A 12552-nucleotide genomic window follows, 5' to 3' on the forward strand; every position below is an offset into this window, starting at 1 on the left:
ACGAGACCCTTCGAACTAGAGCCAGAGGCTCGGTTTACACCTGTTCCAGCTCGACGAGGGTGCCGCAGAAGTCCTTCGGATGCAGGAACAGCACGGGCTTGCCGTGCGCGCCGATCTTCGGAGTTCCGTCGCCGAGCACGCGCGCACCCTGGGCCTTCAACTGGTCACGCGCGGCAATGATGTCGTCCACTTCATAGCACACATGGTGGATACCGCCGTCAGGAGATTTTTCGAGAAATTTCGCGATAGGCGAAGCTTCACCGAGCGGCTCCAAAAGCTCAATCTTGGTGTTCGGAAGCTCGATAAACACGACTTTGACGCCGTGCTCAGGCTGCTCCATTGGCGCGCCGACTTTGGCTCCCAGAGCGTTCTTATAGACGCCCGAGGCCTTTTCGAGGTCCTTGACCGCGATGGCAACGTGGTTCAGGCGTCCGATCATGCTCCGTTCTCCGATGTGGGATTGAGATTTGGCGAAGTTTCGAGACTTCAGCCCCTGCCATCCACCACGGAGAGGAGCACTTTGACAACAGGCTTCTTGCCCCAGGCTTCGTTAATGGCCGAGCGCACAGCCCTTTGAACGGCTTCCTGGACCATGCCGTGGTCAGCCCGCCGCTTTGGCGGAATGGAGCGGAGCGTGCCATCGATGGCATCGAGCACGATCTCGCGCATCGAGTCACCGTCTCGGTCCGCGGCCGGAATGCCTTCGAGCACGACGCCGGGTTCACTCAGAATTTCGCCACGGCGGGACAACGCCATCGCAACGACGGCGATGCCAACGAACGATAGCTTGCGACGCGCCTTCACCGGCCCTTCGACGTCCGGCACGATGAGATTGCCGTCGCGATAGAGCCGGCCGACAGGCGCCTCGTCGATGACAGAAACCGGCTCCGGCCAAAGCTTCAGGATTTCGCCATCAACAATGGTAAACGTCTGCTCGGCGCCGCAAGCGCGCGCGAGCTTGGCGTGTTCCCTGAGATGCCGCGCTTCGCCGTGCATCGGGACGGCAATCTTCGGGCGAAGCCAGGAATACATATCTCTCAGTTCGTCGCGACGGGGATGGCCGGTGACGTGCACGAGCGCTTCGGCGTCGGTGACGATTTCGGTACCGAGTCGCGCCAAAGCATTCTGCACGCGCGAGACGGCGCGTTCGTTGCCCGGAATGGTGCGCGACGAGAAGATGACGAGATCGCCCTTATCCAGTGAAATGTCCGGATGCTCGTCCTCGGCGATACGCGCGATGGCGGCGCGCGGCTCACCCTGGCTGCCGGTACACAGCACGACGACTTTATTGCGCGACAGGTCCGAAAAGCGCTGCTGGTCCAGATACGTGAAGTTCGGCGGCAAGTAGCCGGTCTCAATCGCAACTTCGATGATCCGATGCAAAGCGCGCCCTGCGACAACCAGCGAGCGCCCGGCTGCTTGAGCCGCGGCCGCAATCGAAGCAACGCGGGCGACATTCGAGGCAAAGAGCGTGACGGCGACACAGCGCGGCGCATCGGCGATCAGCTTTTTCAGCGTTTTGGCGACGTCCTCTTCCGAGGCCGAGCGCCCTTCGCGCATAGCATTCGTGGAATCGCCGACAAGTGCGAGCACGCCTTCATCGCCCAGGGATTGCAGCTTAGCGGCATCGTGTGGACGGCCGACGACGGGCGTCGGATCGAGCTTCCAGTCGCCGGTATGGAATACGAGGCCCGCAGGCGTCCGGATCGCGAGCCCGTTGGGCTCAGGGATCGAATGCGTGAGGCTTACGAGTTCGATATCGAAAGCGCCCGCCTTGAACCTGCCGCCGAGCGGCACCTCTTTGATCGGAAGCGAAACGGAGCCGCCGAACTCGCCGGCTTTCGTCTTCAGCATTCCTGCCGTGAACGGTGTTGCGAAGATTGGGCATTCCAGCGAAGGCCACAGGTCGATGACGGCGCCGATGTGATCTTCGTGCGCGTGGGTCAGCACGAGACCGGCGATATTCTTCCGTTCAGGGACGATAAAGCGGAGATCAGGCAATATGACGTCGGCGCCGGGTTCGCCCTCGTGCGGGAACGTCACGCCGAGATCGACCATCAGCCACGAGCGCGCGCGCGGTGGACCGAAGCCGTACAGATAGACGTTCATGCCGATCTCACCGAGACCGCCAAGCGCCATGAATACGAGTTCGTCTGAATTAAACTTTCCGGAGGATGGGGATGACGTCGGACGTTCGCTCATGAATCCCCATCGCGCGCGACTTCGCCGACCAAGGCAACGTCACCGTAGTTGACTTCCCTGACGGCGCCGCCGACCTCGGCCAGCAGAGCACCGGTTTCCGCCAGTCCCTGATATGTCCCGGAGACGGGACCCTGGGTTGTATTGATCGTGATCAGCTCGCCGAGCGGACCGGCGCGTTCGATCCAGGCCTCCCGGATCGCAGCAAAATTCGATCCGGCGTTCCAGCGATCCAACCAATAGAAAACGCGTTCCGACAGGACGTCGAGCAAGGCACGCGGTTCAGGTGGTCGACCGAAATGGCCGAGTGCAGTAGCAGCGCGCCCAAGCGCGTCCGGAAAAGTCACAAGATTCAATCCAAAACCCAAAATAGCTAAAAAGCCGGAGCCTTCCCGTAACGACGTGCTCTCGACCAGAATTCCACCGGCTTTGGCAAACCCAATCAAAATGTCGTTCGGCCATTTGAGGCGAAGTTCGGCCTCCGAAGCAAGATCCATTGTCGCTCGAATGGCGTCTATGACTGAAATTCCTGCCAGAAGTGACAATTGGCCCGCTTTTTCCATCGGCGCAGTGCAACGAAAGGCCAAGCTGGCGTGAAGATTGCCCGTCTGGGAGACCCACTGTCGCCCGGAACGCCCCCTACCCCCAGTCTGGACGTCGGCGATGACCCAGAGGGGCAGCGGTTCACCCGCCAGCCCTAAGCGCGTAGCGTCGGCGTTCGTCGAGCCGGTCTCGGCGACGTGGACGATTCGCGGCGGTGGGACTTCATCCATCAGTCGTTAAAGCGGATGCGCCGACACCAGGACTGAGGCGGCGGCCGTGGCAGCGTCAACGATGGAACCACCGACGAACGGCAGCACGAACGCCGCCGCGAAAACAGCCGACAGCGCCATGACAGCGGAGGTTCGACCTTCGCGCGGTGAGAAGGCCTCGGCCGGTTCGTCGAAGAACATGACCTTCACGATGCGCAGGTAATAGTAGGCGCTGATAACGCTCGAAACCATGCCGATGACCGAGAGCGGATAGAGCCCTGCCTTGATGGCCGGAAGGAACACGTACCACTTCGCCCAGAAGCCCGCGAGCGGCGGAATGCCTGCGAACGAGAACATCAAAATCGCCAAGATCGTCGCGAACGTCAGATCAGAGCGCGCGAGACCGGCCAGATCTGAAATGCTTTCGACGTAGCGGTCGCCACGGCGCATCGACAGGACGCAGGCGAAGGCGCCGAGCGTCATGGCGACGTAGATCGCGAGATAGATCAGTACGCCGCTCGTTCCCTCGGGGCTGTTGGCGGCGAGGCCCACCAGCGAGAAGCCGACATGGCCGATCGACGAATAGGCGAGGAGCCGCTTGATGTTGGTCTGACCGATGGCTGCGAACGCGCCAAGCGCCATAGACGCTATCGACAGGAAGATGACGATCTGCTGCCATTGCGGCGCGGCTGCGGGCATTGCGGCTTGCGTGAAGCGCAGCAGGAGTGCCATTGCAGCGATTTTCGGCGCGCCGGCGAAGAAGGCGGTCACCGGCGTCGGGGAGCCCTGATAGACGTCGGGTGTCCACATATGGAAGGGCACGGCAGCGATTTTGAAAGCGATGCCGACAAGCACAAAAACGAGGCCGAACGTCAGGCCGACGTTCGTCGCCATTTCCGGCAAGCCAGCAGCGGATGCAATCGACGCGTAGCTCGTCGAGCCAGTGACGCCGTACAGGATCGAAGCGCCATAGAGCAGCATGCCTGACGACAGCGCGCCGAGCACGAAATACTTCAGACCCGCCTCGCTCGACCGGACATCGTCGCGGTTGAAGGCGGCCACGACGTAAAGCGCCAGCGATTGCAATTCGAGTCCAAGATAGAGCGCGATGAGGTCATTCGCCGAAACCATCATCAGCATGCCGAGCGTCGCCAGCAGCACCAGCACCGGATATTCAAACAACAGCAGCTTCGCGCGCGTGAAGTTGTCGAATGTCATCAGCAGCGTCAGCGCCGCGCCGACGAGAATGACGATCTTCAGGAAGCGCGTGAAGCTGTCGGAAACGAACGCTCCGTTGAATACCGTTGCGGAGCCGCCTTGCTCGAAGACAGCGATGGCGACGACGACCAGCAGGCCGATGGCCAGCCACGAGACGACGCGGCCAGCCGCTTCGCCGTTCTTCATGAAAACGCCGACCATCAGCAGCGCGATGGCGCCAAGCGCGAGGATGAGCTCGGGCAGGACGACTTGCAGGACCGTACTATCGATCATTGGTATCCTCGCGTCGTCAGCGATGCAGCCGCCGTTGCCTGGGCCGACTGATAATTCTCGACTAGGTTCTTCACCGACGTCGCCGTCACGTCCAGGACCGGCGACGGATACACGCCATAGAAAATGGTGAGCAGGATGAGCGGCGCCAGGATCGCAACCTCACGCGGCGACAAATCGAGGATGCTCTTGAGATTGGCCTTCTCCAGCGCTCCGAAGATCACGCGGCGATAGAGATAAAGCGCATAGGCCGCCGACAAGATCATGCCTGTCGCGCCGATGATCGCCACCCAAGTGTTGGCGCGGAAGGCGGCGAGCAGCGTCAGGAATTCACCAATGAAGCCGCTGGTGCCGGGCAGGCCGATATTCGCCATCGTGAAAACCATGAAGGCGAAGGCGTATTTCGGCATGCGCTCAACGAGGCCACCATAGGCTGCGATCTCGCGGGTGTGCATGCGGTCGTAGATGACGCCGACGCACAGGAAGAGAGCCGACGAGACGATGCCATGCGAGAGCATCTGGAAGATGGCGCCGTCAACGCCCTGCTGGGTCGCCGAGAAGATGCCCATCGTCACGTAGCCCATGTGCGCGACCGACGAATAGGCGATCAGCTTTTTCATATCTTCCTGAACGAGCGCGACGAGCGAGGTGTAGACAATCGCCACGATCGAGAGCGTGAAGACGAAGGGCGCGAGATCGGCAGATGCGTTCGGGAACATCGGCAGCGAGAAGCGCAGGAAGCCGTAGCCGCCCATCTTCAAAAGAATGCCAGCGAGAATGACGGAGCCTGCCGTTGGTGCTTCGACGTGAGCATCGGGAAGCCACGTGTGGACCGGCCACATCGGCATCTTGACGGCGAACGACGCAAAAAACGCGATCCACAGCCACCACTGCATTTCAGGCGGGAACTTCGTCTGCAGCAGCGTCGGGATGTCGGTCGTACCGGCGTGCCAGTACATCGCCATCATGGCGAGCAGCATCAGCACCGAGCCGAGCAGCGTATACAGAAAGAACTTGAAGCTCGCGTACACGCGGCGCTTACCGCCCCAGACGCCGATGATGACGAACATCGGGATGAGGCCGCCCTCGAAGAAGAGATAGAAGAGGACGAGATCGAGCGCGCAGAACACTCCGAGCATCATCGTTTCAAGGATGAGAAACGCGATCATGTATTCTTTGACGCGGACCTGAACCGATTGCCAGCTCGCCAGGATGCAGAGCGGCATCAGGAAGGTCGTCAGGATCACGAACAGCATCGAGATGCCGTCGACGCCCATCTTGTATTTCAGCGGGCCGAGCCAGTTGTATTCCTCAACGAATTGAAAGCCGGCCGACGAGCTGTCGAAGTTGATCCAAATGAGCAGCGACACGGCGAAGGTGACGAGCGTCGTCCAAAGCGCGATCCAGCGCGCATTTCCCTTCGCTTCAGCGTTTTGCGTCGCGATCAGCACCGCGCCGATGAGCGGTAGGAAAATCGTGACCGAGAGAATGTTGCTCATTTGAGCACCCCGCCGAAGAGCCCGTTGTACGTCAGCCATGTCAGGATGGCGGCGACACCGATCAGCATCGCGAAGGCGTAGTGATACATGTAGCCGGTCTGCAGTTTGACGACCCGGTCGGTGACGCGGACGACGCCTTCCGCCGTACCGTCGATCGCGCCGTCAATGATCGTTCCGTCGCCGCCTTTCCAGAGCAAGCGGCCGAGCGCGAAGGCCGGCTTCACGAAGATGAAGTTGTAGAGCTCGTCGAAGTACCACTTGTTCAACAGGAACAGGTAGAGCGGCTTGAACATGCGCGCCGACGCCGCCGGCAACCATGGGGCGCCGATGTAATAAACCCAGGCAACGACGAAGCCGAAGATCATCGCGATAAACGACGAGTAGCTGACCCATTCCGGCACGTCGTGCATCTCGTGCAGGATGTGGTTGTGCTCGCCGGTAAAGATCGCAGCGCCCCAGAACTCTTTCTGATCATGACCGATGAAATACGATGTGAAGACGATGCCGGCGAATGCCGCGCCGATCGACAGCACAGCGAGCGGGATCATCATCACGGGTGGGCTTTCGTGGGCGTGGTCATAGGTATGGTGATCGGCGCGGGTGTCGCCGTAGAAAGTCATGAAGACGAGCCGCCAAGAATAGAATGACGTGAACACCGCCGCGATGACGAGCGCCCAGAAGGCGTAGTTGTTCGGTGTCGCCGCAGCGTAGGACGCTTCGATGATAGCGTCTTTGGAATAGAAGCCTGCAAAGCCGGTGAGATGCGGAATGCCGACGCCCGTCAACGCAAAGGTGCCGATCAGCATGGCGGCAAATGTCCACGGGATCTTCTTGCGAAGACCACCCATCACGCGCATGTCCTGCTCGTGGTGCATGGCGTGGATGACGGAGCCTGCCCCGAGGAACAACAACGCCTTGAAGAAGGCGTGCGTGAAGAGATGGAAGATGCCGGCGCCATACGCGCCAATGCCGCACGCCACGAACATGTAGCCGAGCTGCGAACACGTCGAATAGGCGATGACGCGCTTGATGTCGTTCTGTACGAGGCCGACGGTCGCCGCGAAGAACGCCGTGATCGAACCGATAAGCGTAACGAATGCCAGGGCGTCGGGCGCGTGCTCGAAGACCGGCGACAGGCGCGCGACCATGAAGACGCCCGCGGTCACCATCGTCGCGGCGTGGATGAGAGCAGACACCGGCGTTGGGCCTTCCATGGCATCCGGCAGCCATGTGTGCAGCAGGAACTGCGCTGACTTGCCCATCGCGCCCATGAACAGCAGCAGCGAAATCGTCGTCAGGATGTCGACGTCGTGGCCCGCAAAGTTGAACGTCTTGCCGACCGCCGTCGGCACAGCGCTGAAGAGCGTATCGAAGTTGACCGTATGGAAGACGAAGAACAGGGCAAAGATGCCGAGCGAGAACCCGAAGTCGCCGACACGGTTGACGACGAAGGCTTTGATGGCCGCAGCACACGCCGACGGTTTCGTGTACCAGAAGCCAATGAGCAGATAAGACGCGAGGCCGACGCCTTCCCAGCCGAAGAACATCTGCACGAGGTTGTTGCTCGTCACCAGCATCAGCATCGCGAAGGTGAAGAGCGACAGATACGCGAAGAAGCGAGGGCGCGCGTCATCTTCGTGCATATAGCCGATCGAATAGAGATGCACGAGAGACGAGACGGTCGTCACGACGACGAGCATGACAGCCGTCAGCGTATCGATCTTCAAAGCCCACGAGATGTCGAGTTCGCCGGATGTGATCCAGCGCATCAGCGTGATCTCGCCCGTCTGATGGCCTAGCGCGATCTGGAAGAAGACAATCCACGAGAGCACGGCGGCGATCATCAGGAACGAGGTTGTGATGATCTCGCACGGCCGTGGGCCAATAGCGCGACCGAAAAAGCCCGCAATGAGCGCGCCTGCGAGCGGCAGGAATACGATGGCGGCGTAGATCATCCCGCCTCACCCCTTCATCATGTTGATGTCTTCGACCGCGATCGAACCGCGGTTGCGGAAGTAGACGACCATGATCGCAAGACCGATGGCAGATTCAGCGGCGGCGACCGTCAGCACGAAGAGCGCAAAGACCTGGCCGACGAGGTCGCCGTTGAAGTGAGAAAACGCCACAAGGTTGATGTTGACCGCCAGCAGCATCAACTCGATCGACAGCAAGATCACGATGACGTTCTTGCGGTTGAGGAAGATGCCGAAGATGCCGAGCGTAAACAAGCACGCGGCAACGACGAGGTAATGTCCAAGACCGATGGTCATTCGGCTGCCTCCGGATGCTTTGCAGCGGGCGGGATGACGGAGCCGCCGCTCGGAACCTTGATGACTTCAAGCCCTGTTTTGGGTCCGCGCGCGACCTGGGCGGCGATCGATTGGCGCTTCACGGCAACGCGATGCTTCAAGGTCAGCACGATGGCGCCGATCATTGCTACAAACAGGATCAAGCTCGCGCCCTCGAAGAAGTAGACGTACTTCGTGTAGAGGATCTCGCCGAGCGCCTGCGTGTTGGTGATGCCGGAATTTGCGGCGGGGACCGGCGAAGCGATGTTCAGAGACGATGCAGCCGTCAAACCGCGATAGCCGACGAGCGCCAGAATTTCAGCGAGAACGATGCCGCCGACGACCGCACCGACGCCGGCGTTCTTGATGAAGCCGGCTTTCAGTTCCGCAAAGTCGACGTCGAGCATCATCACAACGAAGAGGAACAGCACCGACACTGCGCCGACGTAGACGATGACGAGCAGCATCGCCAGAAACTCGGCATTCAGGAGAACAAAGAGCCCGGCGGCATTGAAGAAGGCGAGGATCAGGAACAACACGGCATGAACCGGGTTCTTTGTCAGGATGACCATCGCGCCCGATGCTACGGCGAGAACCGCGAAGATATAAAAGAAGAGAGCCGATGCCATTTCTCTTCCCTCACCGATATTTCGCGTCGAGCGCGATGTTCTTGGCGATCTCGCGTTCCCAGCGGTCGCCGTTCGAGAGCAGCCTTTCCTTGTCGTAGAAAAGCTCCTCACGCGTCTCTGTCGCGAACTCGAAGTTCGGGCCTTCGACGATAGCATCGACTGGGCAGGCTTCCTGGCAGAGGCCGCAGTAGATGCACTTGGTCATGTCGATGTCGTAGCGCGTCGTGCGGCGCGTGCCGTCGTTGCGGCGGGGGCCGGCTTCGATGGTGATTGCCTGCGCCGGGCAGATCGCTTCGCAGAGCTTGCAGGCAATGCAGCGTTCCTCGCCGTTCGGATAGCGGCGGAGCGCGTGCTCGCCGCGAAAGCGGGGCGACAGCGGGCCTTTCTCATAAGGGTAGTTCAGCGTCTTCTTCGGCGAGAAGAAGTAGCGCATCGTCAGGAAGAACGCCGAGACGAACTCGGTCAGGAACAGAGACTTTACGCCTTGCGCCATGTTCATGAGAGGAAGCCTCCGAATTGCAGCACGGCGGCCGTGAGGATGACCATGACGAGCGACAGCGGCAGGAACACTTTCCAGCCGAGGCGCATCAACTGGTCATAGCGGTACCGCGGCACCATTGCCTTCACCATGGCGAACATGAAGAAGACCAGCACGACTTTGATCAGAAACCAGAGGATACCGGGCACAGCATTAAGCGGCCAGATATCGAGCGGTGGCAGCCAACCACCGAGGAACAGGATCGTCGTCAGCGCACACATGGTGGTGATCGCGACGTACTCGCCGAGCATATAGAGAAGATAGGGCGTCGAGGAATATTCGACCATAAAGCCCGCGACGAGTTCCGATTCCGCTTCGACGAGGTCGAAAGGCGGCCGGTTCGTTTCAGCCAGCGCCGAGATGAAGAAGACGACGAACATCGGGAACAGCGGCAACCAGTGCCAGTCGAGGAACGAATTGGTCAGGCCAAGGCGCGTGCCGATACCGGCCTTCTGCGCATTGACGATATCGGTGACGTTGAGCGAGCCGACACAAAGGATCACGCAGACGATCACGAAGCCGATCGAAACTTCATACGAGACCATCTGCGCTGCCGAGCGCAAGCTGCCCATGAAGGGATACTTCGAGTTCGACGCCCAGCCGCCCATGATGATGCCGTAGACACCGAGCGACGAGATGGCCGTGAGGTAGAGAATTCCGACGTTCATGTCGGAAATTACCCACCTGCCGGAGGCAAGTCCGAAAAAGCTGCCCTCGTTCACGGGGATGACGGCCCAAGACGCGAGTGCGAACACAGCTGTCGCCAGCGGCGCGAGCAGGAACACGCCTTTGTCGGAACCGGCAGGAATGATCGGTTCTTTCAGGACGAATTTCAGAAGATCGGCGAACGACTGCAACAAGCCGAAGGGGCCGACGACGTTCGGCCCGCGCCGCATCTGCACGGCGGCCCAGACCTTGCGATCCATGAGCAACAGGAATGCGATGATGACCAGCAGGACCACGAGCATGAGCAGCGAGAAGCCGATCAGCGCCAGAATGTTCCAGCCGTAGTCCGTCATGAAGGTCTGCAGCGATTCGAGCATCCGTCCCTACTCCGCTGCCTTGAGTTGCTGCGTCTTCGAAGCTTTAAGCGCGCTCATTCCTGCCATCACGGCCGAGGCACGTGCGATCGGGTTCGTGAGATAGAAATCAGCTATCGCTGGAGCGAACGGCTCGGAAGATGCTTGGCCGGTCAGCTTGGCGAGCGTCTCCAAACCTGAGACGGCGCGCGTCTCGACCGTGTCGAGGGCGGCAAGTTGCGGGCTCGCGCGGTACATGGCGGCGCGCAGCTCCTTGATGTTGTCATAGGGAAGCGTGGCGCCGGCGCGCTGCGACAGGGCGCGGAGGATTGTCCAATCCTCCTTGGCGTTGCCCGGCGGGAAGACAGCTTTTGCCGTCTGCTGCACGCGGCCTTCGGTGTTGACGTAGGTCGCGTTCTTTTCCGTGTACGCCGCGCCCGGCAGAATGACGTCAGCGCGCTCTGCGCCTTTGTCCCCGTGTGTGCCCTGATAGACGACAAAGGCTTTCGGGCTGAGCTTGGAAAGATCGCACTCGTCGGCGCCGAGAAGATAGAGAAACTCGGTCTCCGATCCGAGAATGCCTGCGGTGTCCTTGCCGCCCTTGGCGGGCACGAAGCCCAAGTCGAGGCCGGCGACACGCGCCGCGGCGGTGTGCAGGACATTGAAGCCGTTCCAGCTCGCTTCTTTTCCGGCCGAAGCGGCAAGGAGAATGCGTGCTGCAAGCGACAGCACTGCAAGCCCCTCGGGCCGCGCGAATGCGCCTTCGCCAACGATGACCATCGGCTTGGTGGCGGCTTTCAAAACATCGGCGAACGGATGCTTGCCGCTGGCGATATCCGCCAAGGTATCCGGACCGGCGCCAAGATAGTCGTAGCCGTAGGCTAGATCGACCTTCGGGCCAACGACGCCAATTTTTGTCGGCGCGGACCGCCAGCGCTTGCGAATGCGGGCATTGAGCACCGTCGCTTCGATGCGCGGATTGGCGCCGATCAGCAGAATGGCATCGGTCTGCTCGATGCCTTCGATCGAAGAATTGAAGAGATAGCTGGCGCGGCCGAGCTTGGGATCGAGCTTGTCACCCGACTGGCGGCAATCGAGCGATTTTGCGCCGAAGCGGGCGAGAAGATCTTTGAGTGCGAACATTTCTTCGGCACCGGAAAGATCGCCAGCAATGGCGCCGATCTTGTCGGCAGGAGCGGCTTTCAATTTCTCTGCGACCAAGCTCAGCGCTTCATCCCAGCTCGCCGGCATGAAGCGACCGTTCTTCTTGATGTACGGCTGATCGAGACGCTGCGTTTTCAGGCCGTCCGAGACGTGCCGCGTCTTGTCGGAAATCCATTCCTCGTTCACGGCGTCGTTGTTGCGCGGAAGGATGCGCATGACCGCAGCACCGCGCACGTCCGCCGCGATGGCGGAGCCGACGGCATCCATGACGTCGATTGTCTCGACGGCTTCCATTTCCCAGGGCCGCGCGGCAAACGCCCACGGACGGTGGGTCAGCGCGCCGACAGGACAGAGATCGACGGCGTTCGCGCTCATCTCCGACATGATGCCGTGTTCGAGATAGGTCGTGATCTCGGCATCCTCGCCACGGCCGATGAGGCCAAGCTCTTCGACGCCCGCGACTTCCGTCATGTAGCGGACGCAGCGCGTGCAGTGGATGCAGCGCGTCATCATCGTCTTGATCAGCGGACCGATATGCTTTTCTTCGACTGCGCGCTTGTTTTCGTGGTAGCGCGAGCCACCCATGCCGAAGGCCATCGCCTGATCTTGCAGATCGCATTCGCCACCCTGGTCGCAGATGGGGCAATCAAGCGGATGGTTGATGAGAAGAAATTCCATCACCCCTTCCCGCGCTTTCTTGACCATTGGGGACGAAGTGTTGACGACTTTCGGCGAGCCGTCCTTGTTCGGCGGCAGATCGTTGACGAGCATCGCGCATGAAGCGACGGGCTTGGGAGAGCCTTGCACTTCGACGAGACACATGCGGCAGTTACCGGCAATCGACAAGCGTTCGTGATAGCAAAAGCGCGGAATGACAGAACCCGCCATTTCGCAGGCGTGCATCAAGGTCGTGCCGTCCTCGACCTCGATCGGTGTGCCGTCGACAATCAGTTGCTTTGGCATCTTGCTTTATCCG

The 12552-nt window shown here is 60.5% G+C and carries 11 protein-coding genes; all 11 read right to left on the reverse strand.

The window, feature by feature from the left end; genetic code table 11:
- Positions 1-34 precede the first annotated feature (34 nt).
- The 11 genes from mce to nuoG are packed head-to-tail and all read right to left on the reverse strand — an operon-like array spanning position 35 to position 12539.
- On the reverse strand, positions 35-439 hold the full coding sequence (mce, locus tag HYP802_RS0116500; protein ID WP_013948498.1) for a methylmalonyl-CoA epimerase: 405 nt from the start codon (positions 437-439) through the stop codon (positions 35-37).
- Positions 440-486: 47 nt separating this feature from the next.
- Positions 487-2202: a ribonuclease J gene (locus HYP802_RS0116505; protein ID WP_013948499.1), complete on the reverse strand. Its 1716-nt coding sequence runs from the start codon at positions 2200-2202 to the stop codon at positions 487-489.
- Positions 2199-2972 carry a biotin--[acetyl-CoA-carboxylase] ligase gene (locus HYP802_RS0116510; RefSeq protein ID WP_013948500.1) on the reverse strand — a complete coding sequence of 258 codons (774 nt, stop codon included), beginning with the start codon at positions 2970-2972 and terminating at the stop codon, positions 2199-2201. Before HYP802_RS0116510 ends, HYP802_RS0116505 begins: the two co-directional genes overlap by 4 nt.
- A gap of 6 nt (positions 2973-2978) precedes the next feature.
- The gene (gene nuoN / locus HYP802_RS0116515; RefSeq protein ID WP_013948501.1) at positions 2979-4442 is read right to left on the reverse strand and encodes an NADH-quinone oxidoreductase subunit NuoN; all 1464 of its coding nucleotides are present in this window, start codon (positions 4440-4442) and stop codon (positions 2979-2981) included.
- Positions 4439-5938, reverse strand: coding sequence for an NADH-quinone oxidoreductase subunit M (locus HYP802_RS0116520; protein WP_013948502.1), 1500 nt, complete (start codon positions 5936-5938; stop codon positions 4439-4441). Before HYP802_RS0116520 ends, nuoN begins: the two co-directional genes overlap by 4 nt.
- On the reverse strand, positions 5935-7893 hold the full coding sequence (nuoL, locus tag HYP802_RS0116525; protein ID WP_013948503.1) for an NADH-quinone oxidoreductase subunit L: 1959 nt from the start codon (positions 7891-7893) through the stop codon (positions 5935-5937). The genes HYP802_RS0116520 and nuoL overlap by 4 nt, the downstream gene beginning before the upstream one ends.
- Positions 7894-7899: 6 nt before the next feature.
- Positions 7900-8208, reverse strand: a complete 309-nt coding sequence (nuoK, locus tag HYP802_RS0116530; RefSeq protein ID WP_013948504.1) for an NADH-quinone oxidoreductase subunit NuoK — start codon at positions 8206-8208, stop codon at positions 7900-7902.
- The gene (locus HYP802_RS0116535) at positions 8205-8855 is read right to left on the reverse strand and encodes an NADH-quinone oxidoreductase subunit J (RefSeq protein WP_013948505.1); all 651 of its coding nucleotides are present in this window, start codon (positions 8853-8855) and stop codon (positions 8205-8207) included. Before HYP802_RS0116535 ends, nuoK begins: the two co-directional genes overlap by 4 nt.
- Before the next feature lie 10 nt (positions 8856-8865).
- Positions 8866-9354 (reverse strand): NADH-quinone oxidoreductase subunit NuoI, encoded by a 489-nt coding sequence (gene nuoI / locus HYP802_RS0116540; protein ID WP_024276161.1) that lies wholly within the window; start codon positions 9352-9354, stop codon positions 8866-8868.
- Entirely contained in the window at positions 9351-10436 is a 1086-nt protein-coding gene (nuoH, locus tag HYP802_RS0116545) for an NADH-quinone oxidoreductase subunit NuoH (protein ID WP_155831254.1), read from the reverse strand. The genes nuoI and nuoH overlap by 4 nt, the downstream gene beginning before the upstream one ends.
- 6 nt (positions 10437-10442) lie before the next feature.
- Positions 10443-12539, reverse strand: coding sequence for an NADH-quinone oxidoreductase subunit NuoG (nuoG, locus tag HYP802_RS0116550; RefSeq protein WP_024276163.1), 2097 nt, complete (start codon positions 12537-12539; stop codon positions 10443-10445).
- Positions 12540-12552: the final 13 nt, after the last annotated feature.

Origin of the sequence: Hyphomicrobium sp. 802, from assembly GCF_000526135.1 — a bacterium.
In the GTDB taxonomy this organism is placed as follows: domain Bacteria; phylum Pseudomonadota; class Alphaproteobacteria; order Rhizobiales; family Hyphomicrobiaceae; genus Hyphomicrobium_B.

Coding starts and splice junctions, on each gene's coding strand:
- nuoI (WP_024276161.1), bottom strand. CDS start 9,354: ATGAACATGGCGCAAGGCGTAAAGTCTCTGTTCCTGACCGAGTTCGTC.
- mce (WP_013948498.1), bottom strand. CDS start 439: ATGATCGGACGCCTGAACCACGTTGCCATCGCGGTCAAGGACCTCGAA.
- HYP802_RS0116535 (WP_013948505.1), bottom strand. CDS start 8,855: ATGGCATCGGCTCTCTTCTTTTATATCTTCGCGGTTCTCGCCGTAGCA.
- nuoL (WP_013948503.1), bottom strand. CDS start 7,893: ATGATCTACGCCGCCATCGTATTCCTGCCGCTCGCAGGCGCGCTCATT.
- HYP802_RS0116510 (WP_013948500.1), bottom strand. CDS start 2,972: ATGGATGAAGTCCCACCGCCGCGAATCGTCCACGTCGCCGAGACCGGC.
- nuoG (WP_024276163.1), bottom strand. CDS start 12,539: ATGCCAAAGCAACTGATTGTCGACGGCACACCGATCGAGGTCGAGGAC.
- nuoH (WP_155831254.1), bottom strand. CDS start 10,436: ATGCTCGAATCGCTGCAGACCTTCATGACGGACTACGGCTGGAACATT.
- nuoN (WP_013948501.1), bottom strand. CDS start 4,442: ATGATCGATAGTACGGTCCTGCAAGTCGTCCTGCCCGAGCTCATCCTC.
- nuoK (WP_013948504.1), bottom strand. CDS start 8,208: ATGACCATCGGTCTTGGACATTACCTCGTCGTTGCCGCGTGCTTGTTT.
- HYP802_RS0116520 (WP_013948502.1), bottom strand. CDS start 5,938: ATGAGCAACATTCTCTCGGTCACGATTTTCCTACCGCTCATCGGCGCG.
- HYP802_RS0116505 (WP_013948499.1), bottom strand. CDS start 2,202: ATGAGCGAACGTCCGACGTCATCCCCATCCTCCGGAAAGTTTAATTCA.